The sequence below is a fragment of the Hydrogenoanaerobacterium saccharovorans genome, assembly GCF_016901815.1.
Lineage (GTDB): Bacteria > Bacillota > Clostridia > Oscillospirales > Ruminococcaceae > Avimicrobium > Avimicrobium caecorum.
Map to the genome: position 1 here is coordinate 44,989 of NZ_JACSNR010000003.1, position 22,963 is coordinate 67,951.

Consider the following 22,963-nt stretch of genomic DNA (forward strand, 5'->3'; position numbering starts at 1 on the left):
GTCCCAGCCGCTCCAAACTGACCGGGTTAGCAAAAAATCCCGAATGCATCTGCATTCGGGATTTTTTCTTTTCGCTTTTCACGTTTCGCTCCCCCTCCCCCTTATCTGCACTCCCCCTGTGTTCAGCCACTCCACCAGAACGACTGCGAGAAGCCGACCGTCCACATCCAGGCTGCAGCTATGGCAGCAGAGAAAGTAAGTCCTGTCGAAAAGAGAAGGCCATCATTACTGGAATATTCATTATCCTAAAGGAATCAGGGTAATTTTGGAAATCATATCAATAGAGTTCGGTAACTTACTTTGATAAAATTAGTTTCAGGAGGAGGTATCATGATGAAAGTAACCATAAATAAGGAAACCATTTCCTCTTTGCTCTTTCTGGTCTGCGCACTTACATTTCTATCCATCTATGGAGGCATGATGGCATTCTCTCCTTATGAGCCTTTCTCCATAGGAATGATCATTATCATCGCCAGTGCCATTATTGGATTTTTGATTACATGCGCCCTTTCTGCTTATGGCTGCCCTGAACGGAAGCCCTTTTATATCGGATTCTTTTTCGGTCTTGTACCGGCCCATGTCATTTCACTGATTATAGGTGCTGCCGTACTGGGTTTCCTGCTGGGGAATACAGATTTTTTCTCCTATATACCAGTATGGGGCGTCTGCATTCTTCTTGGTTCCGCTTTTTGGGGCCTTGCGGCTGTTCCCATCTGCTCTGTCTTCCGCCGGATATTTGCACAGCGGTGAAAAGGGTTTCCTCAAGGGCATCGACTACAGCTATGAACACGAGGGATACACCGCTTTCCGGGCCGAGGAGCTGTAAAATCTCAGGACGCTTTTTCACCCGCCAGCCACTCCAACAGGGCGGCTTTGAGAATCCGGTAGCCCCGGCCTGCCCGGACAGCCGGAAGCGCTCCAGGCTCTTTTTGTTTGCAAAAGTTTGGCATACCAGACCGGATAACTCAAAGATTTGCGTTTGATCCTATCAAAGCAAATCACGATCAAGTCTCCTCCTTTTTACGAATATATACAAATTCCGCATAGTATGATATACTGGAGAAAATGGTCAATTGGAGGGGAAATTATGGGCGTTAGCGTAGCAGAATACTATGGGCAGAGAACCGATATTGATACGCCTGTCATTCACCCTGTAAAAGGACAGCTGCCTTGTCCTTTTACCTGTGGGAATACCTGCAAAAAGTTAAAAAGCGGAAACCCTCCTGTTTGTTCCGTACGGAAAGCGGACGGAACGCTATGGATTGTTTGCTCTGAAAGACTATGCGCAACAAAAAAAGATATCCCTCTATGCGAACATCAGTGTGCTATTCTTCACGATGTTGGTAAGCACATTTTTCATCCGTCCGTAACCAGAGAACAAATCTGTGTGAAGCGTGAAGAACGGCTGAATGTTGTTGAAGGGACAAAATATAACGCTGACTATGTTATTTCTCTATCTTCCGGAACAACCCCATATTCCGGCCCTGATCGTCTGATTCTGGAAATGCAAGGCGGTGGTGAAACCACCAATACAGGAAAAATAACTGCTCTGATCAAGCAGTGGGCCGATAATCCAGAACGCACCAATGCTTTGCTGAGACTCATGACCGAAGCTTCCACTTTGGAAACGAATGCCTGGAGAAGGCAGCAGGAGCAGTTTATTGTTAAAGGGAATATAGCCATGAAAACCTGGAAGGGATATGGTATAGCGTTTTGTGTTGGCTCGATCCTGTTCGATTACCTGAAAGACAAGCTCTCAAGCGCCCGCCTTCCAGATCTTCATAATTATAACTGGACTTTGGCTATTCTTGGGATTTGCGAAGATACATCAGCTCCTATACACCCTGGCCCAATTCCAATTAAAGTGGATGAAAGCCGAATGCTTTTTACAAACTACCAAACCTTTGTTCAAGCGCTGATTAATCAAGGTGAACCATCACTCTCTGCCTTCCGCGGACAATTTGTCAATTTGGAGAACCAGGAAGTGATGATTCTCTAAAGAAAATTAGAGCAGCTGCCAAAGTGCGATTATTATCTTATTGCCACCCTCTAACACAACAGCCAAATAAGCCCTATATTCACCGGCCTGTGTTCCAGTCTGTATGAAGCGAAATCAATATATCTGCAAAATAAAAAAGAAGGGAGTTAAAGCCCCCTGCTGGTAAAACAGTAATTCACAATTTTTCTTGGAACAGGCATGATTTCGGTCATGCCTGTTCTGCTTTTGTCAGTACATCCACGGGTATAAAGCCGATGAGGTCATAGGAGATATGTATCTTTTGTTTCCTCTTGCCGCTGGACTTATCGGGTGCTTCAACGTAAACCGCCTTGACAAGCTCTCTGAGAGCGTAAGGGGTAAGCTCCGTAAGTTCGCTGTTTCTCTTTACCCTTTGGATAAACTGTTCCAAATTCTCTGCCTGTCGTTCCTGTTCTTCAATAACCTGTTGCAGACTTATGACCTCAGCCTTGAGGTCTTTTTGTTCTTGGGTGTAGCTCTTGTTCATCATGGCAAAACGTTCATCGTCAATCTTGCCCGATACATTGTCCTCATAGGTGCGAATGAAAAGTCGGTCAAGTTCACCAATGCGCTTCTCAGCCTGTGCCAACCGCTTCTTATGTATCCGAAGTGTTTCCTCACTCTGCACACGGAGCTTTTCTTCCATCTCTGAGCGGAAATAAGCTTCGTAGCGAGTTACCACCGATATGACCTCTTGAATGTGCTTCCAGACCTGTTGTTCAAGCACAACGGATCGGATATAATGTCCGCTACACTTGTCCTTGTTGGTGCGATGAGTGGAACAGATAAAGAAGTCCTGCCGCTTCTCAAAGTAGTTGGTGGTTGAGTAATAGAGCTTCTGCTTGCAATCATTACAGAACACCAAACCTGAGAACATATTACTCTTGCCCGTTGCCGTTCTGCGGTGCCTCTGCTGTCGGATTTCCTGCACCTTATCAAAGACTTCCAAAGAAATAATCGCCGGATGGGTATTGTAGAAAATCTTACGATTCTCCATCGGGTTGTCCCTTTGCTTCTTGTCCCAAATGGAGTTGGTGTAGGTTTTGAAATTGACCGTACAGCCTGTATACTCCATATATTCGAGAATGTAAGCAACGGTACTTTCGTGCCAGCGGTATTCGTTCTCTGGTGTCTGATGAGGTGTCTTTCTGCCTTCATGCTGTTTGTAGGCAGTGGGGTTAAGTACCTTTTCCTTTTCAAGCAGTGCGGCGATTTGGCTCGGTCCCTTGCCCTCCATGCAGAGCGTAAAAATCCGTTTTACGATTTTTGCAGCTTCTTCATCAACCGCCCATTTCTTTTGATTGTCAGGACTTGCCTTGTAGCCATAAGGAATGTTGGTAGTCAGACGCTCGCCTCGCTCACCCTTCGCCTTGTTGACCGCACGGATTTTGCGGCTGGTATCTTTTGCAAAAAACTCGTTAAACCAATTCTTGATACCGGCAATATCGTTGTCAGTGCTGTTGGGGTCGATGGTGTCAAAGTGGTCGTTGACGGCAATATACCGAACGCCGTACTGAGGGAAAGTGTAGTTGATGTAAAGTCCCGTCAATGCGGAGTTTCGACCAAGTCTTGAAAGGTCTTTGGTAATGACCGTACCCACATTACCGGCTTCGATTTCAGAGAGCATTTTCTGAAAGCCGGGGCGGTCGTAGGTAACACCACTGTACCCATCGTCAATAAAGTAGGTCGGATTAGGCAAGCGGTTGGCTTTGGCATACTGCATGAGCATGACCTGTTGTTGCTGAATGGAGTTCGACGGATCCTCCTTGCCGTTTTTCTTTTCGTCTTTGGTGTCCTCCACGGACAGTCTGCAATAAAGTGCTGTGATTTTTTCTGTTGCCCTTAACATTTCGTTATCCTCCTTGTTGGTAGGGGCAACTGTCTGAACAGGATTGGATTCTTTAGTTATATCAAAAGAGGTGTCGTTCATTCTTCGCCATCCTCCGTGATATCAATTTCATCATCGGCAGCATTAGCGGCGTTCTGCTCCATAATGCGTTTGAGCTTACTGCTGAGAGTTTCCTCTCCGTCATAACTGCCTGTTACTGTATATTCCGTACCGCCTATCTCGTCCACAATTTCAATTTGCGGAAGCCAAAAGGCAGACGGATTCTTTACAACGATGTTGCCCTTTTCATCGAAAGTAAATTCACGCTTGGGGGCATCATCGGGGCGAGGCTCGACCTTGGCATACGGGTCGGGATTGGAGAAAACGAAAGAATAGATTTCGCCGTATTCTTCGCTATCGTCAAAATCGTCATCGGCTAAAATATCTTTCAGTTCCTCATCGGACAGTTCGATAATATCGTCATCACGGTCATCGTGAATATCGCTCATTTTGATTTTCGGACTCATTTCGTCAAGCCTCCTTTTCATTCGTTCGTTTCGATTCGCTTCAATCAAATATCGCTGAGATAGCAAAACAGACGGGCGTTGTCAATGGTCAAGATGAACGGCTTCGCCGCCATTGACAGCATCCGTCCGTTTCGCCTTTGGGCAGACAAGACGGCGGTTGCCGCCGATTTCCATTTAAGGAAATGGCACTTGCTATTATGGGAAAAGGTCGAATAGCAAGCACAGCAGGTGTACGTACACTTTTCGATTTTTGCAAAAGTCAGCTTTGCCGATTTTTGCGAAAAATTTGAAAATTTCGATTTGCTCGCTAAGATGCCATCATCTGTAGCAAGCAGGGCACGGCGGTACCCACTTTGCATTTTTGCCGTTATGTTGAAACATACCTGGCAAGCAATGCACCGAGGTACCCACTCGTGCGTACTTGTTGGGAAACATCCCAACCCCTTTAACAATTTCAGAGAAATTAGCTACGCACCGTTGGTGCTGATTTTGTTTTTTTGCAGAAGTTTTATGTATGCCCCGATGGCTAATTACAGCTATTCTTTAATATACGCATCTTGTAATTTCTTAAATGTTGATGATTTTATTAGATACAAATCACCACGGCTACGTGTCATGGCAACGTACAATTTATTCAGTGTGGAAATGGATATTTTCTTGATCGAGAATTTATCTTCAGCAAGTTTCTCGAAATCTTTTGTTAGAATTACGCAAGCGCAATCCACGGTATCTCCTTTGGAATATGACCAATTTAATGCTGGGAACGAATACTTTGTTGCCTCACTATAAACCAGTTTGGTAATCTGTTCGTTGCTCAACACATCGTTAGCAATATTATCCGCCCATATTACTTGTCCTTCGTGGTCGTTGGTTGACGTGATACCGATCTCCAGCTTACTGCTTATGTAATTGCATACATCTGCAGAACATCGCCTGGATTTTGACAAAGTAGTTGTATCCACTTCAAACCCAGCGTTCTTCACACATTCTACGAAATCGGCGTACGAGACATCGCCTTTGGGAGTTTTGAATGGTTTCCCCGAGTTGTTTCGGGCAGAAACGGAGTGCTGATAATAATCGCCAACAAGCAATATATCGTCTAAATATTTTGCAAGCTTTATAATTAGTTCATAATCAAATTCTCTGAAATCTTGAAATTCATCAATCAGAACATAATCGTAAAACATATTCAATCGTGCTGCAGCTCGCTTGATAAGAGAATCGCGACCTTCTTTTACTTGAAGCGCAAGTTCTGACAAGGTGGCGCAATAGTATTGACGTTTCTTCGTCACATAATGAGTAAGCTTATCCTTTTTTCTATATAGAGGATTATAGACCATTTCACCATTTTCATTTTTTATTCTCTGCGGCGGGGGATCGGTTAAACAAATACCTCTACTCGTAAAACGAGGTGCAGAAAAATGATTAGCGATACTCGGTTCATAAGGAAGAATTAAATTGTGGTACACGAATGCATCAAAAGTCATTACCGTCGTCAACTCCGGTACGCACCCATGTGCATTACATAATTCTTTTTGAATGTTGTGAATGTTCTCGTGGGTATATGCAAGAATCAAGTTTTTCTTGGTTGGATCTATCTCATGGCAGATATGATAGGTTTTTCCCGCACCCGCAACGGCAAGAATTACTTTCTTAGCCATTCAATTGCATCCTTTATGTATTGGGGCACTTCAAATGCTATCTTGGAGAGAAGCATCTTATATGCTACCTCTACTTTGTTGTTTAGCATTTTGCCAAGAACTTGTCCATAGTCTTTTTTATGGAATAAATAATCCGCTCCTGCCTGAACTTCTATCATCCCATCAAGTACCGTTTTGTTCAGATTATACAGACACGCTTCCCACGTCCAATCGTCCGTTGTTGTGCCCAAAAAGATGTGTTGCAATGTAGTTGTTTTATTAAACGTCGTTGCCTCGTCTATCCTGTTCTGCTTACCATCATTATCCGTAATTACGCAGATTTTCTTGCTTGTTTTTTGAGCAATCTCAAGATAATTCTTATAAGAAATACCATTGCAAGAGATCACCGATATACCATCTTCTTCGATTGTTTTACCAGTAATCTGTTTGTAAAAATGCGGCAACAGCAAAAATTCGGTAGCACCCTCAACAAGAAAGACCTTATTTGAAAGTAACAACTGAAGAAAAGCATTGTCATCAGCTTTGACAAAGAATTCTGCCACATCTTTATCTACTCCAGAAAGAGATTTTACTACACTTTCTGTTATCCAAAGAACATTGTTAAGATTTAGGCGGCTGGCAATCATATTGTTGTGTGTGGCAACAATGATCTGTGAATCTTTTTGTTTTATAGAAATCTCATGGAGCATTTTTCGAAGCGTAGTAAAGCTTAGATGATTTTCCGGTTCTTCCATCAAAATAACATCTAATCCGTTAGCTTTTTCCAAGGCGATCTCTGTCTTGATTAGACTTTCCATTCCGCTACCACGATTTTCGAGAGCGATCGCTCCCTCGTAAACGGAAAGTATGGTTTCCAATACAACTTTTTTCGTATCAACGCCGAACTTACGATTATCGCCCAATTCCGGAAGTTCTGCAGCATCGAATGCTTCAACTAACTTCGTGCGAAAATCATTTTTTGCTTTTGCTCTTGTAGCCTCATCATATCTACTTGTAAATAATGTTCTATTGTAAGAATTAAAGGACGGAGTTGTGGCATTGCTCGTTGTATCTATGGCGAGGAACTGAAGCGGTCTCCGAATTGTCTGATATGGATTGTTGGCAAATGTCATCCATGTAAGTGCGTAATACTCATACGGGATTTTCTTCTCCAATATGGATTGCTCCATACCTGCTCCCAATAGTTCATCGTACTTACACTCAAATCGGATGCCGAATTTTTCATCTTGCTTTTTTAATGTACCATATACTTCTCCATAGAAGTAATCGGCGTTTTTAGTTTTGGGGTCAAGTACAAGTTCTACTTCTATTAAGATTCGAGGTAGGGTTTTAACGCTTAGATTGGCTTCAAATGCCTCAACCATTTGGGCGTTGAATAAATCTCTCAACACAGATTTATCAGCAAGACGATATTGTTGGTTTAATACCGTTTTGATAGCGTCCAATATAGTACTTTTTCCTGCTTCGTTCTCACCAACAAGAATATTCATGTGTTCATTAAATTCCACATCCAGGGTTTGAAACTTCTTAAAACCCTCGATATGCAGAGATTTAATATAATTCATTCAATCACCGCCTTTAACGCAATATTACTTATTGTATGTAGATTTATTGTATTCATTATTGTATCATATATGGTGGAGGGTTGTAAAGATGGATATTGTAAAAGTTTTCGGAACTAATGTGAAGCGTTATCGGCAGGCAATGGGGATTTCGCAAGAAGCCTTCGCTGAAAAATGTGGACTTCACAGAACATACATTAGCGCAATCGAATGTTTCCGCAGGAGTATTTCGCTCGAAAACATTCAGCGGATTGCAGATGCTCTTGAAATTGATACTTATAAATTGTTCATGGAGGAATAACAATGCTTGAACGGATTAAAGACATTCTTCTTTTGCATAACGGAAAGAAAAATCCTATTACATCAGCAGAAATCGCAAGAATCCTTGGTATCGTTGAAGATGATACCCACGCTCAAACCAGGGCGTTAATACTTGAATGTGCGGAAAAATACGGATTACCTTTGGCTGCTAACAACAGAGGCTATTACCTCATTTCAGATCAACGAGAATATGATGAGTATATGGCTAATCTTGATTCTCGAAGTGCTGGTATCGAAGAGCGAAAGCGAATTATCACCAAAAACTATAAGGGGACAAAATAATGAAATATACACTGAAAAACGAAAACATTGAAAGCTATAACGAAAGCGATACTTTTAGCTTTCCAAAATACACTTCTCAGTTAATCAACTGGGCAAACCAAAATGCACAGGGTACCCGTCCTGTTGTTGTCGGTCAGATGTCCGAACTGTTTCCGGAATTTATGGCTTCCGGCGAAGAAATTACCATTGAGAACTGGCACGATTGGTATGTGGAAAGATACCCCGATGCATTTGAAAAGGCAACCGAAAAGATTTATGCACAGGTGCAGAATCTTCGTGATGCAATTCCGCTTATTGATCGTGAAATGGTTAGACATTGGGTTGAAGATCTCGTCATTGCCAAGACATTCAATGGTATGTATGTTCAAAAAGCAATTTTGGCTTCTCTTGCAGAACGCAAAGGGACAACTTATCGTCTGGCTACTCCTGAAGAAGAATCTGTTGGTATTGACGGCTATGTCGGCAACGTTCCATATTCTGTAAAGCCCGATACATACAAAACCATGGGACGTTTGTCCGAGACTATCGCTGTAAAGATGATCTATTACACCAAAACCAAAACAGGGTTGACCATCGAAATTGAAGAATAAAGGGAGGGCAGCGTATGCCGATAGCAAACAAAGAATTTATTCTTAATTACACGACCAATCGTTGGGGGTTGAACAAGAAGGTAAACGTCGGCTCTACATCGGATTCTATCCGCTTGTGTTCCCCTAATAGTCTACAAGAATGGGAAGATTACTACTATTCCAATGTTAGAACAAGAGAGCAAATAGTAAATATAGGACTTAGACTATACGATAAAGTTCATAATGTTCTTCCGGGAGAAAACAGATTTTTCCCTGCATTAATAGAGTCTATTACTCAAGATGATTGTATAGATTTCATACACAATTTAGTGATTGATAGACAATACGAGGGATACCTCAAGGAGCATGGTAGATGATAAAACCCGCACTGACTATTGGAGGAATTCCGTTTTACGATGCCCCAAGCGAAGTAGAAGGATCTCCTTATTGGGTTGACCTTTGGGCTGATATAAACGGATATAAAATAGGATTACAAGTTAAACCGTCTACATATAAATCTGCTAATCTGTCGATATACATGGGTAAAGCACGATCTTCGGAAGAAGCTGGACACAAAGCTTTTTTACGTGATTTTGGAGGCAAAGTTTTTATTGTTATGCCAGTAAACGGAGAAGTATCCAAAGATATCGAAAAGAAAATATTGGCAGAGCGAGATTTACTACTGCAAATGAGACCAAAATAAATTTCAAGGAAGGAGTTATGAACCAAACTCCTTCCTTTTTACTTGAAGTTACTTAGGAAGTGAGTCTATGAATTTCTTCTGACAGGTATATTCAAACGATGTGTCGACATCTACATATCCGGTTCTGACCAAGTGGTTGTTTACAAAAGTTTTATTATCAAGATACACATAGCACATTAGATTGTTTTCTGCATCGTATTTTACAGTATCATACTTTAAGAAAATCTTTCGCTTATGGAATTTCTCTTGCAAGAAACTGATGGCTTGTCCTTGATATAACGGATTGGGTTTGATACCCAACAGACGAACAACAAGTCCATTGCTAAGTTCAATTTTATCAGACGCAATTACTTGCTTTACGCCAAAAAGCTCATCACGTTTTGCTTCGGACTGATCAATCTTTGAACCGAATTGAAGTTTCTTTACATCAACCTTTTTGTCCATTCGATGCGGATCACTGAAAATATAAGGAAGCTGGTCAAAAGAAGAAATGTTCCCAATTTCGTCTTCTGCAAAAATTACTTTTGCATCATCCCCTAATCTGAGCTGATCTGCACCTAATTTCTCACGAATGATGGGTTCAAAATCTTTGTTGATTTCATAACCGATAGAATTCCTTCCGAGGTTCTTTGCAGCAAGCGATGTTGTACCGCTACCTGCAAACGGATCAAATACGGTTTCTCCCGCGAATGAAAACATCTTAATCAGTCGTTTTGGAAGTTCTTCCGGAAACATAGCGATATGCCCCATCTGCTTGACACCATTGAAATTCCAATGCGAAGAAAAATACTGTCCCCATTCTTCTTTCGTCATTGCAGATTGTTCTTTTTGCTGTTGAGTGGGTTTAGGAGCATTACCCAATTTCTTGAAAAGCAGAATGAACTCATAATCCATCTTAAGGATACCATTACGAGGATAAGGGAAACTTCCCATAATAGCACCGCCACCAGAGGTATTCATCGTAGTTGTTTTCTGCCAAATGATCGCTCCCATGTAGTCCATACCGAGAGATTCACAGAAACGAATTATCTCTGTTCTGATCGGTATAACCTTGTATCTACCATAATATACGGAACGAGCAAATTGATCTCCAATATTGATACACAATCTACACCCATCAGAAAGAACACGGTTGCACTCTTTCCATACTAAATTCAAATTGTTTATGTATTCTTCGTAGCTGTCATTGAAACCAATCTGATCTTCTGTGCCATAATCTTTTAACTGCCAGTAAGGGGGCGAGGTTATGATTAGCTGCACAGATTTATCTTTAATTTGGTTAAGTGAACGACTATCACCAAATATGATTTTATGTTCAGTCATAGCAAAGTCCTTTCTTATTTAACGAGTTCACCATTGCCTAAAACAAAGTATTGTTCGTATGTAACATTCAAAGCCTTTGCAATCTGGTTAAGTTCGTCCTGGGTTATTGTATTTCGTTTGAGTTTTGCATTGAAGTTTTGTGGTGTTTGGTTAATCCTACGTGCAAGTTCGGATAAACTCACACCAGTTCTTACGCACAAAACACGAATCTGTTCTGAAGTAGTCATAATACACCCCTTCTTAGATATTCTGATTGATATTATACACCATTTGATTGATAATGTCAATCGGAACGGATTAAATAATTGAAAAATTTTACCCACAGGGCAAATTCTGCGGGTAAAAGAATCTCTAATTGTCGAGTGGTTTATATTGCGTAACAGCTTTCAAGTATGTCTCTGGGTTATCGTTGAGTATCAGATTGGCATAAACAATCGGGTTATTGTAAATAAGATAATCAAGCTCTGACCGCTGATACATATTGTCCGCAACCTCATTTTCAACCGCAATGGTATCAATGGCAATTATAGTGCCGTCTGAGAACTTCAGCTCCACGCAGACCGTGTCAAAGTTAAACTCGCATGATAATAGACGTTTCATGGTAAATCCTCCGTGATTTCAAGTGGTTGGTGATAGAAAAAGAACGATGTTAAGTCTTTCGACTCGACATCGTTCTTTTCGTAGCTGTTTTCCAATCCTGTAAGACAGATGCCGTAAAATTATAATTTTTACGGAATTACTGTCTTATCGGCACACGGGAAAACTCCCTTCTTTTTATTCTGTTCAACGATACAGTTCAGGATAATATTTAGAATCTGCAGCAATGATCCGCTCTCCGATCCATTCTACAACAGGAACACAAACTGCATTCCCTATGGCTCTGAATCGATGTCCGTCCAACCTTTTGGGAAACCCTGCAGTGTCTCGTATTCCGAAGGGAGCATCCGTCTTACATACAGCATCCGAGCTTCCTCTGGAGTCGAGAGTATAAGTTTCTCCATCGTTTCTGTAACCTTTTCCTTGTGGTCCTGCACTTGCCCTTCTGCCAATTCCCGCATGTTGGATAGAAAAGAGATTTGCGCCCGGTAAGCCTTCTCCAATGCAGGGGGCAATGAAGTTCCTCGTTCCGCGGCTCGATCCAGAAGAGACTGGATTTGTGCCTCGTTCAAAAAGTACCTCAGCGGAGCCGAGGGTTCCACGACTTCCGATAATGTACGTTCTTCTACGACGCTGCGGTGTTCCAAAGAATTTTGAGTCCAGTACTCTCCATGAAACACCATACCCGAGTTCATCCAGCGTGGTGAGGACGACCTTAAAGTCTTCACCTTTAGCACTGTTGAGAAGTCCGGGAACATTTTCGATAAAAACCCAACGAGGGCGCTTTTTTTCGATGAGTTCTGCATATTTGTAGAAGAGTCCACTGCGTTCTCCCTCCAATCCTCTCCGTTTGCCTTGATTTGCAAGAGACAGATCCTGGCAGGGGAAGCCTCCTGCAAACAGATCTGCTTCCGGAATATCCGTTTCTTTCACGGTGGTAATATCACTGATCATCGGCACAGCAGGCCAATGCTTCCGAAGTATCCTTTGACCAAAAGGCAATATTTCGCACTGGAAAACCACCTCCATACCAGCTCTCTCAAGAGCAAGGTCAATACCACCAATTCCACTAAAAAATGAGGCAACCTTCATGTTGCAGTCCCCTTTCCCTGACTGTTTTCTCTGATGATACGGGACGCCTCCATAAGGGCTGTTCGACGTACAAATTCACTGTATGAGGAGTACTCTTGAAGAGCGGCAGCTCTTTTAAGTTTATCGAGCTCTTCCTCGCTTACCCGAATACTCATAGAAATTGTCTTCTTCATAGGATCACCTCCCAGGGTATATTACTGCTTCTGTACTACATTGTCAATACTTTCGGCCACGCAATAAAAATTAATACACAACAATTTCAGCTTACAAAATAAAGCTTCCTTTTTATTCTTTTGGAGAGAGCAGCCCCAGGCAGAACCCATTGAATTCCGCATGCGCTCCTGCTAAAATTTAAGTAGAGAAGCCAAACACCTCACCAATCAAATCCAGAATCATGACGGAGGGTCAGCTATGCGTTTCAAGAATCAGGAACTCCTTACATCCGCAATCCTCTATCTGTTTCCCTGGACCGGCAGCCTGTTCGGCGGCTGGTATCTGGTCGAAGGCATCCTGCCATCCCATCGCTATGAAATCCCCGCTGCCGTCCTCACCCTTCTCTGGGCCTATGGGGCTTATCCGCTCTACTGCCGCATCGCCGCCCGGAATGGCCTTGACCCGGTGCGCATGACCGCCTTTTATATCTGCCCGGGCGTCCTCGGCGTGATGATGGCCTCAGTCTGGCTGTTCGCCCGACTGCCTTTCCTGAACGCTCTCTTTTCTGTCCTGCCGCCGTTCCTTTCCCTGATCTTCTGCATCACTCTCGGCAGTCTTTGCTGGTTTGCCCCAGTGGCCCTGTTCGTCAGCCGCCGGACCGCGTCCCGAAAGGACTGACCTCCCTTTCTGAGAACACCTCTGCCTCCTTGTCTGCCGCCATATTCCTACAAAATAAAAAGCCGCTGGTCAGCGGTCTTTTTCTCACTTTATCTTTTTTCGCTCCACACCCACAGAGTTTCGCCCCAATCCACACTGTCCGGCGAGTCAAAACCGCACACCACCGTGTACCCGGGCTCCGGCGAGATGGTCAGCCGGGTACCGCCCTCGCTGTGAAGGGGTTCTTCGGTCACAGAGGCAATCCCCTCCGCCCCGGCACAGGCCGCAAGGAACTCCGCCGGCAGTCCCGGCTTCACCTTCGGCAGCAGGATCTCCCCCGGCTCCCCGGGCTGGAAAGCCTCCGGCAGCACCACTTCGGTACTTCTGGGGTATCCCTCCCAACCGGTGGTCCCGGTCACCGCAAAGCGGAGGGCAATCCTCCCATCGGTCACCTCACAGTCCCCGAAGCGGTGCCGGTACTCCACCGAATCCCCCACCATGCCGTACCGCCCCGGGACACAGAGGCTGTTTTCGGCGGTGACTTCCCCCGCAGTCAGGGAGTAGTCCACGCTGTCCGCAAAGGTGCGGGTATAGTACTCACTTCCGTCAAAGACAATTCCGTCGGTAAAGAAAATCCGCACCACTGCCGGGTCGGCAGTTTCCTGGATCTCCCGAATGCTGAGCCGCTGCCAGCAGCCCAGATCCACCAGTGAAAACTCCCCGGTTTCCTGGTTCTCCGCCAGGATCACCGACCCGATCTGATGGGGGCCGTACCAGTGATTGGCCCAGTACAGAACTGTATCCCCCAGTCTGCAGCAGCTGTACCCGTCCGCAAAGACCGGGCCATTCAGGAGATCCTGTCCGCCCAACTCCTGCAGAGCGCTGTCCAGCTGTCCGGCGGTGGAGGAAAAGTCCCCCGCCGGCTCTCCCACGCACCCGGCGCAGATCAGCACCGCCGCCAGAATCGCCAGACCCAGCCGCATATTCCGCATCATCGTCCCCGCCCCCATTCTCTGGCTCCAGTATAGCAGAAACCCTCCCCATAAAAAAGACCGCCCCCGGGAAGTTCCGGAGGACGGTCCGCAGAAGAGAGGATTTATGGAAAAAGTCAGCTGTGAATCACAGCCTGTACTTTCCGGCGAACGATCAGCGCTATGACAAAGGCCACGGCGGAAATGGCACAGACACCCCGCCGAAAATGTCCCCAGCAGGCTGTTTTTGTCTGCGCACTCCAGGGAGGGCGCTGTCTCCTGCCCCGGGAGAATCCCTCCGCACCCTCCCTCTCCCGCCAGCTTTCTTGACAGGGGTTGGGCGGGAATCCTATAATGAAGGCATCCGGAGCGTTGCCACGGGGGATTCTGTGCGCCTGAAACAGGCAGAAAGCGCATCTGCGTCCCCAGGAGAAAGGAGCTGCTATGATGAAACATCGGATTTCCGCATTTCTGCTGGCTGTCCTGCTGGCTGTGACTGCCGCGGGCTGTTCCGCCCAGGAGCCGGAGGATTCCGCCGGACTGCCGGAGAGCAGTGCCGGAACCGCTGTGCGTTCCGAAGCCTTCTATCCCGCCGAAGCCGGGTACACCGACTTTGACGGCTCGCCGATCCAGGGCTGGTCGGGCTGGAACGCTGACGGCACCTTCACCTTCCAGAACCGCAATACCCTCACCACCCTGAGCCGGGAGAATCAGGTGCTGGAGACCATCACCCTGCCGGAGGAGGCTCTCCCGGGCAGCGAATACTCCCTGGACCGGAGCGACGACTATATTCTGACTCTCAGCAATCCCGGCAAAATGAATGAATCCTATGGCGCCGTCTATTATACCGACAGCGGAACGGTCTGCCTTGCCAACCTCACTCTCTTTGACCGGCAGGGGAATCTGGTCCGGCAATACCCCCGCAGCCAGGTCTATGGCTATGACGAAAACGATCAGAAGATCTGTCTGCTGCCCTGTCCTGAAGGAGAGGAGGTTGCCGAGGTCTATGGGCTCGGCGGCGCAATGCCCATCTACTGGCTGGACGGACATACCGCCATTTTCGATTGTCATTCCTTCATTATCTTCTATGACTTTGCAGCCGATTCCGGGCAGGTCCTGGACGATATGAATGAAATCGCCGCCCAGTTCGGCAGATTCAGCACCTACTGCGGAAGCCAGATGGGCGGTGTTGTGGACGGTACCTATTACTATCTCACCCAGCGGGGGACCGATCCCATCTCCGGGTATACCCTCTGGGCAGCGGATGCCGATGGCGCCCGGGAACTGCTGGACGGGCAGCGGTTCTGGCACCTGTTCGCGGCGAAGGACGGCCTGGTGCTGGTGGACGACATCGACCCCGCCGACCCGGAATCGGACAGCCGGGTCTGGTATCTCCCCACCGGCAGTACCCAGCCCACCCTGGTCTGGAGCGGCGATTTCTCCCTGTACATTACAGAAGCGGATCAGATCGCCTTCATCAGCTGGGCCTGGTCGCTGGACAGCAGTGTCCTTTACAGCTATGACCCTGTCACCGGCACTCTCTCCTCCCGGGATCTGGGGGAGTGCATCCAGATAAACAGCCTCTTTACCCTGGTGCGGGACGGTTCCCTGCGGTACTACTACTCGCAGTACAAGGACGGGGAACGCACCAGCTGGGTCTATGATACCGCGACAGATACCACCACGCCCCTCACCCGCTTTGACGGGGGTCTGTATGTCTCATGGCTGAGCCCGGGCGGGCGGTACTGGGCCGAACAGGACCCATCCACAGATGATCCCCGGCTGCGGGTGAGCCGCTGGGAGTACTGAGCCAAAAATCCACCCCCTGCGCAAAAAGGCCCTCCGGCTTCTGCCGGAGGGCTGTTTTTTTCTGCTATTCCCGCTCACCGGCTTCCCGGCGTTCGCTGAGCTGTTCCAGGGTCTCCGGGTCCAGAATCCGGATATGACCCCGGCGGATGCGGATCAGCCCCTGGGCCTGCAGACGGGCACACACCCGGGTCACCTGTACCCGGGAGGCATTGATGGCACTGGCAATCTGCTGCTGGGAACAGTCCACCTCCGGCACTTCCTTGCCCTGGGTATAGAGCAGCAGAAAGTGAATCAGCCGGGTGGTCACGTCCCGGATGGTCTGTTCCCGGGCATCGTAGCACATCAGCCGCAGCACATTCCCCACATAGACCAGCAGATCCTGCCACAGACCCGGAGCTTCCTCCGCCAGCCGGGCAATCTCCTCCATAGTCACCGGAATGGCCCGCACCGGAGCGGCAGCCCGGGCTGTGATCACCGCCTCCTGACTGCCCATGCCGCTCAGACTGTCCAGATTGAACAGGGTGTTCACCTCATGGATGCCGATAAGCCGCACATACCCATACCGATTGGCTGTGTAGATCTCCACCGATCCCTCCACCAGGAAGTACAGGGTCCCCACCGGCAGTCCCACCATATTGAAGATGTGTCCGGTGGGATATTCCCGTACCGGCAGCCGGGCAAGGAACAGTTCCCGGTACTGCAGCAGGGAATCCCGCAGAATAAACTGGATGGAATTTTCCGCTGATCTGTCCATGACGGTCCTCCTTTGGCACTTTTCTGATTTTCATTATAAAACTTTCCCGTGGGTATCACAAGATACAGATTGACTAAAATTTAACAGATATACTGAAGACAGTGACGGGCCCAGGATAAAAAACGCAGTCCACCGCAGCCGGCCGGGGCGGTGAAGCAAAGGCCCGGAAAATCCAAAGGAAACTCAGTCAGTAAGGAGGAATCCCTTTATGTCCAAGCTCTTTCCCCATCTGTTCACACCGGGAAAAATCGGCAGTCTGACCCTCAAGAACCGTATCATGAAGGCACCGCAGTCGTCCGGCATGAGCAATATGGACGGTACTGTCAGCGAACGTCTGGTACGGTATTACCGGCAGCAGGCCGCAGGCGGCGCCGGCATGATCATTGTAGAATACGCCTATGTGGATGACATCGGTGCCAAGTCGGCGCACTGCCATCTGGGTATTTCCAATAACGAACATATCCCCGGTCTGGCCTGGCTGGCAGAAAATATCCGGGAACAGGGTGCGGTGCCCGCTATCCAGATCGAACACTGCGGACGCCAGAAGTTCCTGGGTACCCAGCCCATCTGTGCTCCGTCGGCAATTCCGTGGCCCAAGCTGTGGGATCAGTACGGTGTCCAGGCTGTGCCCCATGTCCTCACCATTGAGGAGATCCAGGACATTGTCCATGCCTTTGGCGATGCCGCTCTCCGGGCCAAGCAGGCCGGTTTTGAACTGGTGGAGATCCATGGTGCCCATGGCTATCTGCTCACCAACTTCTTCTCTCCCACCACCAACCACCGCACCGATCTCTATGGCGGCAGCCTGGAGAACCGCATGCGCATCTATGTGGAAATCGTCCGTGATGTCCGCAAGAAGGTCGGCCCCGACTTCCCGGTGACCATCCGTCTGAGCGGCACCGACTATGAGCCGGATGGCTTCCCCATTGAAGATACCATCGAACTTGCCAAGGTACTGGAAAAGGAGGGCATTGACGCCTTCCATATCTCCGGCGGCGACCATCACACCATGATCCATCAGGTATCCCCCATGGCTATTGATGTCTGCCACAATGTCTGGGCAGCCGAAGCCATCAAGAAGGTGGTCCATGTACCGGTTATCGCATCGGGCTCCATCACTCTGCCGGAATATGCCGAAGAGATCATCGCCTCGGGCAAGGGTGACTTTGTGGGTCTGGGCCGTCCGCTGTGGGCTGACCCCGAATGGCCTCTCAAGGCTATGGAGGACCGTCCTGAGGATATCCGTCCCTGCATCCGCTGCAATGAGGGCTGTCTGGAACGCACCTTCTTCAACTTCAAGGCCATCACCTGCGCTGTGAATCCCACCATCAGCCGGGAAGGCGAACTGGATCTGAAGCCCGCTGCCAAGCCCAGAAAGATCGCCGTAGTCGGCGGCGGCCCTGCGGGTATGGAAGCCGCCCGGGTCTGCAAGCTGCGCGGACATGAAGTCACCCTCTTTGAGGAAAAGGAACTGGGCGGCCTGCTGCATGAGGCATCGGTGCCCGAATTCAAGTCGGATATCCGTCCTCTGTGCAAGTACCTCATCACCCAGATTGAAAAGCTGGGCATTCCGGTGGAACACAAGAAGGCCACTGCCGCTGATCTGGCTGGCTATGACGCTGTGATCTGTGCCACCGGCAGCCGTCCGATCCTGCCCGGTGTTCCCGGCATCGACAAGCCCGGTGTCATGGACGCCCTGGAAGTGCTGAACGGCGCCCGCAAGCCGGAAGGCAGAATCGCTGTCATCGGCGGCGGTCTGGTCGGTACCGAAACTGCCCTGCACCTGGCGGAACAGGGTATGCACACCACCCTGGTGGAGATGCTCCCGAAGATCATGAACGGTGTAGCTGCCACCGACCAGCTGGCCTACTCCGAACGCATTGCCAAGGCGGATATGGAAGTCTGCACCGGCACCCGTCTGGTATCCATCGGCGACGGCGAGATTACTGTATCCGACCACACCGGTACCCATACCATTCCGGCGGACAGTGTCATCATTGCCATCGGTCTGAAGGCACAGGACAGCCTCTATGGAGAACTGTGCGCCCAGGGCAAGGAAGCCTATCTGGTGGGCGATGCTGTTCACCCGGGCAAGATCTTTGATGCCTTCCACACTGCCTATCGTGTAGCCTGGAAGATCTGAGTTGTCATATCCTCTCTTTCTCTTTCCCGGTGGAAGCGGTGCTTCTTCCCTCTTCTGCCGGACATACAAAAAAACGGAGCCAGCCGGCTCCGTTTTTTCATTTCCTCCGGGCATCAAAAAAGAGCGAAGCCGACTGGCTCCGCTCTTTTTTCTTTATGGGGCAGGGATTTACTTCATCTCAATGAGCTCATATTCCCGGCTGCCGATGCCGATCTTCTCCGCATGGGCCAGACAGGTCTTGTACTCCGATTCGGGAGTGGAGTTCTCAAAGTGATCGTGATGATCGCAGAAGCCCTCCTTGTGCATGTTGTCATAGAGCTGGCTGCCCGGCAGCGGCTGCTGACGCAGGCAGGCATCCACACAGGCCTGATCCAGAGCCAGCGGGTCAAAGGAGCAGAACATACCGATATCCGGCAGGATGGGTGCGTCATTCTCCGGATGACAGTCGCAGTTCGGGGAGATGTCCATCACCAGCGAGATATGGAAGCCCGGGCGTCCGTCGATGACTGCCTTGGTATACTCTGCCATACGGCAGTTGAGTTCCTTGGTGGCAGCGTCATTGGCAAAGGCAATGGCATCGAAGTTGCAGGCGCCGACACAGCGTCCGCAGCCCACACAGTTCTCGGTGACAACCTGCATCTTGCGGGTGGCCTCATCAAAGTGCAGACCATTGTTGGCGCACTCATGCAGGCAGCGCTTGCAGCCGCGGCAGGCATCGGCATTGATTACCGGCTTGCCGTTGGAATGCTGTTCCTTCTTACCGGCACGGCTTCCGCAGCCCATACCGATATTCTTGATGGCGCCGCCGAAACCGGTCATCTCATGGCCCTTGAAGTGGCTCAGGCTGATGAAGATGTCAGCGTCCATCACAGCACGGCCGATCTTGGCAGCCTTGACATATTCGCCGCCTTCCACCGGAACTTCCACATCATCGGTACCCTTGAGGCCGTCGCCGATGAGAATCGGACAGCCCACCGTCATGGGAGTAAAACCATTTTCCCAGGCACAGTAGAGATGTTCCAGCGCGTTTTTCCGGCTGCCGGGATAGAGGGTATTGCAGTCGGTAAGGAAGGGCTTGCCGCCCAGGGACTTGACTACATCTGCCACCGCACGGGCATAGTTGGGACGCAGGAAGCCCAGATTGCCCAGCTCACCGAAGTGCATCTTGATGGCGACAAACTTGCCTTCCATATCGATCTGATCGATACCGGCAGTGCGGATCAGACGCTGGAGCTTGAGCGGGAGACCTTCTCCGAGCTTGGCCCGGAAGTCGGTATAATAAACCTTGGATTTTTCCATTGTGATCCTCCTTTTACAGGAACAGAACAGTATTGAGTACAGGAAATAGTATAGCATAAATTTTGCCAAATCTCAAATTCTTCCCATTCGACAAACGGGGTTTTCCCATGGTACAATAGAGCCGGAAAAACCCCTCCCGACCGCCCATTCTGAAAGGAGCAGACCCCCATGCGGATTCTCATCTCCCCCGCCAAACAGATGATTCCCGACCCGGATACCCTGGCGCCGGTTTCCCAGCCCCGGTTTTTACCGGAGGCCCGGCTTCTATTGGAAACCCTCCGGCAGAAATCTGACCGGGAACTGCAGTCCCTCTGGAAGACCAATGATGCCCTCACCGCCGAGAATATCCAGCGGGTGCGCACCATGGATCTCACCCGGAACCTGACTCCGGCGCTGTTCTGTTACCATGGCATCCAGTATCAGTATCTGGGGCCATCGGCACTGGAGGACGCTCCCCTTGCCTGGCTCAGCGAACATCTGCGCATCGGCTCAGGCTTTTATGGGCTGCTCCGGCCCCTGGATGGGATTGTGCCCTACCGGCTGGAGATGCAGGCCCGGCTCCGGGTGGAGGACAGCCGGGATCTCTATGCCTTCTGGGGAGATCGTCTGGCCCGGGCACTGGCAGAGGAAACCGACACGGTACTGGACCTTGCCTCCCGGGAGTACAGCCGGGCGATCCTCGATCCTCTGCCCGCTTCGGTGCGTGTGATCCGGTGTGTTTTCCTCAGCCGGAAGCCGGACGGCACCCTGGCGGAAAAAGCTACCCTCTGCAAGATGGCCCGGGGACGGATGGCACGGTTCCTGGCAGAGGCGGGACAGGCGGACCCGGACACCCTCCGGGCCTTTGACGGCATACACTGGGAATATGCGCCTGATCTCTCGGAGCCGGACCGGCTGGTCTACCTGGAAAAGCCCTCCCGCCCCGGCACACGCCCCGCCTTTGAATGGTAGCCCCTGCGGGGAGCAGTTCCTTGGCAATCCCCGAAACTGAGGGGGATGCCTTGGTTTTTATGCCCCGCATAATTTTCTGACCCAGCCGCGTGCATATGACCCGTGCATTTCCCCTGGTTATGCGCGCGATCTGCGTCCAGGCTCAGCCTGGGGCGGCGATTCCCTGGCGATCCCCGGAACTGAGGGGGTATGCCTTGGTTTTTCACCCTCGCACAGCTTCGGGTGAAAAAAAATGAATAGTGAAAAGTGAATAGAGAATAGTTTCGGTGTGCCTGCGGCACGGATTTGAAATATCCTCTTCGAAGCGGCGCCTCTCTGCGCAAAAAAGCGGCAGGAAATCCTGCCGCTTTTTTGTTCTGCTGTTGCGCCCACTGGAATGATCTGGTAGAATACAGACAGGCGTTGCCATACGGTTGGCGGTTTTCCCCCTTTGATTCCTGAAGGGGTGATGCTTTTTGCCCCTTCTTTCTTGGGAGGGGGTGATGCTGTGGAATACATAACCTTAATCCTGATTATCGTTCTGTATACCATTATTGCAATAAAAAAGTAACCGCCCAATCTCCCCAGATCACGGTTACTTTTTCATAAAAACCTAAGGGGATAACCGTCACCGGCAACGCCCTTCTTTATATTTATTATACACCCCTGAGCAGATTTATGTCAATCGCTGGAACATCTCCATAAAGTAAAAGCGGCGGTACAAAACCGCCGCTTTTTATTGTTATTCTCCGGAATTGCCGCCCAGTACAATTTCCCCGTGTTCCTTTTCATAGGCCTGAATCGCATCACGAATCAAAATCAGCACCTGACTGTTGGCGCTGCGTCCTTCATAATCCGCCAGAACATGGAGTTTATCCAGCATTGTTTCATCAATTCGTATGGAAAAGCTCTTTGTAGCCATAATAAACCTCAAATGCAGTTATTTTGCATTCATTTTATATCTATTATGTGCTATAATAGGGAAAATAGATACATAATGCGTTCAAAATATGTTTATGAGGTTTGTAATGAAAGTGGCAGTTGTAGGGTCAAGAGGACTGCATGTGGAAGATCTGGGGCGTTATCTGCCTGCGGATACCACCGAGATCGTTTCCGGCGGAGCCGTCGGAGTGGATACCTCTGCCCGGGAATATGCACTGGCGCACGGACTTTTGCTTACCGAGTTCCGCCCGGACTATTCCCGTTACGGACGCAGTGCGCCCTTGCGCCGCAACCGTCAGATTGTAGATTATGCCGACCTGGTACTCCTTTTCTGGGACGGTTCTTCCCATGGCACCCGTCATGTGCTGAACCTCTGCCGCTCCCTCTCCAAACCGCATCGGTTGTTTTCCCCTGCGAAGCTGGGGCAAGTGAAGAGTGAATAGAGAATAGTGAAGAGTTTCGGTGTGCCTGCGGCACGGATTTGAAAAATCCTCTTCGAAGCGGCGCCTCTCTGCGCAAAAAAGCGGCAGGAAGTCCTGCCGCTTTTGGTTTATGGAAATGCCCTGCCCATTGACATAAATCCATTCCGGAGTGTATAATGGGTATAAAGAAGGGCGTTGCCGGTGACGGTTATCCCCTGCTGTTTACGGAAAAAGTAACCGTTGTCTTGCAGGATGGGCGGTTACTTTTTTATTTCTACAATGGTGTATAACACAATGATAAGAATCAAAGCTATGTACTCCATAGTATCCACCCCCTCTAAAATGCGGCGCCAGGGGTTTGTGGATGGCATAGCCTGTGCAGCCGCATTTTTCCACAGGGG

The 22,963-nt window shown here is 48.8% G+C and carries 26 protein-coding genes; 13 read left to right on the forward strand and 13 right to left on the reverse strand.

Annotation, left to right across the window (positions count from 1 at the left end):
• Positions 1–330 precede the first annotated feature (330 nt).
• The gene (locus H9X81_RS03855; protein ID WP_204719978.1) at positions 331–750 is read left to right on the forward strand and encodes a hypothetical protein; all 420 of its coding nucleotides are present in this window, start codon (positions 331–333) and stop codon (positions 748–750) included.
• 337 nt (positions 751–1,087) lie between these two features.
• Positions 1,088–1,999, forward strand: coding sequence for a restriction endonuclease (locus tag H9X81_RS03860; RefSeq protein WP_204719980.1), 912 nt, complete (start codon positions 1,088–1,090; stop codon positions 1,997–1,999).
• Positions 2,000–2,207: 208 nt separating this feature from the next.
• On the opposite strand, the gene H9X81_RS03865 is transcribed toward H9X81_RS03860, so the two are convergent.
• Both H9X81_RS03865 and H9X81_RS11705 read right to left on the reverse strand, forming a co-directional pair.
• A complete protein-coding gene (locus tag H9X81_RS03865) occupies positions 2,208–3,947 on the reverse strand; it encodes a recombinase family protein (RefSeq protein WP_204719982.1) in 1,740 nt (579 codons plus the stop codon).
• Complete coding sequence (locus H9X81_RS11705; protein ID WP_207751020.1) at positions 3,944–4,372, reverse strand: hypothetical protein; 429 nt, start codon at positions 4,370–4,372, stop codon at positions 3,944–3,946. The genes H9X81_RS03865 and H9X81_RS11705 overlap by 4 nt, the downstream gene beginning before the upstream one ends.
• A gap of 84 nt (positions 4,373–4,456) precedes the next feature.
• Here H9X81_RS11705 and H9X81_RS11950 point away from each other — a divergent pair, with 84 nt between their 5' ends.
• Complete coding sequence (locus H9X81_RS11950; protein WP_275951253.1) at positions 4,457–4,588, forward strand: hypothetical protein; 132 nt, start codon at positions 4,457–4,459, stop codon at positions 4,586–4,588.
• A gap of 320 nt (positions 4,589–4,908) precedes the next feature.
• Here the strand turns inward: H9X81_RS11950 and H9X81_RS03875 are convergent, their stop codons facing one another.
• Together H9X81_RS03875 and H9X81_RS03880 are read right to left on the reverse strand one after the other, a co-directional pair.
• Positions 4,909–6,033: a UvrD-helicase domain-containing protein gene (locus H9X81_RS03875; RefSeq protein WP_204719984.1), complete on the reverse strand. Its 1,125-nt coding sequence runs from the start codon at positions 6,031–6,033 to the stop codon at positions 4,909–4,911.
• Complete coding sequence (locus H9X81_RS03880) at positions 6,018–7,598, reverse strand: ATP-dependent nuclease (RefSeq protein WP_204719986.1); 1,581 nt, start codon at positions 7,596–7,598, stop codon at positions 6,018–6,020. The genes H9X81_RS03875 and H9X81_RS03880 overlap by 16 nt, the downstream gene beginning before the upstream one ends.
• An 88-nt stretch (positions 7,599–7,686) precedes the next feature.
• Between H9X81_RS03880 and H9X81_RS03885 the strand changes: the two genes are divergently transcribed.
• From H9X81_RS03885 to H9X81_RS03905, 5 genes are read left to right on the forward strand one after another with little or no spacing between them, the layout of a single operon-like run.
• Positions 7,687–7,896, forward strand: coding sequence for a helix-turn-helix domain-containing protein (locus H9X81_RS03885; protein WP_204719988.1), 210 nt, complete (start codon positions 7,687–7,689; stop codon positions 7,894–7,896).
• A gap of 2 nt (positions 7,897–7,898) precedes the next feature.
• Complete coding sequence (locus tag H9X81_RS03890) at positions 7,899–8,198, forward strand: hypothetical protein (protein ID WP_204719990.1); 300 nt, start codon at positions 7,899–7,901, stop codon at positions 8,196–8,198.
• The gene (locus tag H9X81_RS03895; RefSeq protein WP_204719993.1) at positions 8,198–8,788 is read left to right on the forward strand and encodes an MjaI family restriction endonuclease; all 591 of its coding nucleotides are present in this window, start codon (positions 8,198–8,200) and stop codon (positions 8,786–8,788) included. Before H9X81_RS03890 ends, H9X81_RS03895 begins: the two co-directional genes overlap by 1 nt.
• A 14-nt stretch (positions 8,789–8,802) precedes the next feature.
• Positions 8,803–9,144, forward strand: a complete 342-nt coding sequence (locus H9X81_RS03900; RefSeq protein ID WP_204719995.1) for an MjaI family restriction endonuclease — start codon at positions 8,803–8,805, stop codon at positions 9,142–9,144.
• On the forward strand, positions 9,141–9,470 hold the full coding sequence (locus H9X81_RS03905) for a hypothetical protein (protein WP_204719997.1): 330 nt from the start codon (positions 9,141–9,143) through the stop codon (positions 9,468–9,470). The genes H9X81_RS03900 and H9X81_RS03905 overlap by 4 nt, the downstream gene beginning before the upstream one ends.
• A gap of 48 nt (positions 9,471–9,518) precedes the next feature.
• Here the strand turns inward: H9X81_RS03905 and H9X81_RS03910 are convergent, their stop codons facing one another.
• The 5 genes from H9X81_RS03910 to H9X81_RS03930 all read right to left on the reverse strand — a co-directional run bounded on the left by H9X81_RS03910 (position 9,519) and on the right by H9X81_RS03930 (position 12,655).
• Positions 9,519–10,793, reverse strand: coding sequence for a DNA-methyltransferase (locus H9X81_RS03910; protein ID WP_204719998.1), 1,275 nt, complete (start codon positions 10,791–10,793; stop codon positions 9,519–9,521).
• 14 nt (positions 10,794–10,807) lie between these two features.
• A complete protein-coding gene (locus H9X81_RS03915) occupies positions 10,808–11,020 on the reverse strand; it encodes a helix-turn-helix domain-containing protein (RefSeq protein ID WP_204720000.1) in 213 nt (70 codons plus the stop codon).
• Between the two features lie 124 nt (positions 11,021–11,144).
• On the reverse strand, positions 11,145–11,393 hold the full coding sequence (locus H9X81_RS03920; RefSeq protein ID WP_204720002.1) for a DUF6061 family protein: 249 nt from the start codon (positions 11,391–11,393) through the stop codon (positions 11,145–11,147).
• A 183-nt stretch (positions 11,394–11,576) separates the two neighbouring features.
• On the reverse strand, positions 11,577–12,482 hold the full coding sequence (locus H9X81_RS03925) for a DNA cytosine methyltransferase (RefSeq protein ID WP_204720004.1): 906 nt from the start codon (positions 12,480–12,482) through the stop codon (positions 11,577–11,579).
• Positions 12,479–12,655, reverse strand: a complete 177-nt coding sequence (locus H9X81_RS03930; RefSeq protein WP_204720006.1) for a DUF1778 domain-containing protein — start codon at positions 12,653–12,655, stop codon at positions 12,479–12,481. Before H9X81_RS03930 ends, H9X81_RS03925 begins: the two co-directional genes overlap by 4 nt.
• 238 nt (positions 12,656–12,893) lie before the next feature.
• On the opposite strand from H9X81_RS03930, the gene H9X81_RS03935 reads away from it, so the two are divergent.
• Complete coding sequence (locus H9X81_RS03935) at positions 12,894–13,313, forward strand: hypothetical protein (RefSeq protein ID WP_204720008.1); 420 nt, start codon at positions 12,894–12,896, stop codon at positions 13,311–13,313.
• Positions 13,314–13,402: 89 nt separating this feature from the next.
• On the opposite strand, the gene H9X81_RS03940 is transcribed toward H9X81_RS03935, so the two are convergent.
• The gene (locus tag H9X81_RS03940; protein WP_204720010.1) at positions 13,403–14,287 is read right to left on the reverse strand and encodes a hypothetical protein; all 885 of its coding nucleotides are present in this window, start codon (positions 14,285–14,287) and stop codon (positions 13,403–13,405) included.
• A 420-nt stretch (positions 14,288–14,707) separates the two neighbouring features.
• On the opposite strand from H9X81_RS03940, the gene H9X81_RS03945 reads away from it, so the two are divergent.
• Positions 14,708–16,072 (forward strand): hypothetical protein, encoded by a 1,365-nt coding sequence (locus H9X81_RS03945; protein WP_204720012.1) that lies wholly within the window; start codon positions 14,708–14,710, stop codon positions 16,070–16,072.
• 64 nt (positions 16,073–16,136) lie between these two features.
• Here H9X81_RS03945 and H9X81_RS03950 read toward each other — a convergent pair whose 3' ends face one another.
• Positions 16,137–16,826, reverse strand: a complete 690-nt coding sequence (locus H9X81_RS03950) for a Crp/Fnr family transcriptional regulator (protein WP_204720014.1) — start codon at positions 16,824–16,826, stop codon at positions 16,137–16,139.
• A 208-nt stretch (positions 16,827–17,034) separates the two neighbouring features.
• On the opposite strand from H9X81_RS03950, the gene H9X81_RS03955 reads away from it, so the two are divergent.
• Positions 17,035–18,969, forward strand: a complete 1,935-nt coding sequence (locus tag H9X81_RS03955) for an FAD-dependent oxidoreductase (RefSeq protein ID WP_204720016.1) — start codon at positions 17,035–17,037, stop codon at positions 18,967–18,969.
• 168 nt (positions 18,970–19,137) lie between these two features.
• Here the strand turns inward: H9X81_RS03955 and H9X81_RS03960 are convergent, their stop codons facing one another.
• Entirely contained in the window at positions 19,138–20,268 is a 1,131-nt protein-coding gene (locus H9X81_RS03960; protein ID WP_204720018.1) for a DUF362 domain-containing protein, read from the reverse strand.
• 168 nt (positions 20,269–20,436) lie between these two features.
• Here H9X81_RS03960 and yaaA point away from each other — a divergent pair, with 168 nt between their 5' ends.
• The gene (yaaA, locus tag H9X81_RS03965; RefSeq protein ID WP_204720020.1) at positions 20,437–21,219 is read left to right on the forward strand and encodes a peroxide stress protein YaaA; all 783 of its coding nucleotides are present in this window, start codon (positions 20,437–20,439) and stop codon (positions 21,217–21,219) included.
• 721 nt (positions 21,220–21,940) lie between these two features.
• Here the strand turns inward: yaaA and H9X81_RS03970 are convergent.
• Positions 21,941–22,120: an Arc family DNA-binding protein gene (locus H9X81_RS03970; protein ID WP_191391955.1), complete on the reverse strand. Its 180-nt coding sequence runs from the start codon at positions 22,118–22,120 to the stop codon at positions 21,941–21,943.
• A 94-nt stretch (positions 22,121–22,214) separates the two neighbouring features.
• Here H9X81_RS03970 and H9X81_RS03975 point away from each other — a divergent pair, with 94 nt between their 5' ends.
• Entirely contained in the window at positions 22,215–22,583 is a 369-nt protein-coding gene (locus H9X81_RS03975; RefSeq protein ID WP_243424002.1) for a hypothetical protein, read from the forward strand.
• Positions 22,584–22,963: the final 380 nt, after the last annotated feature.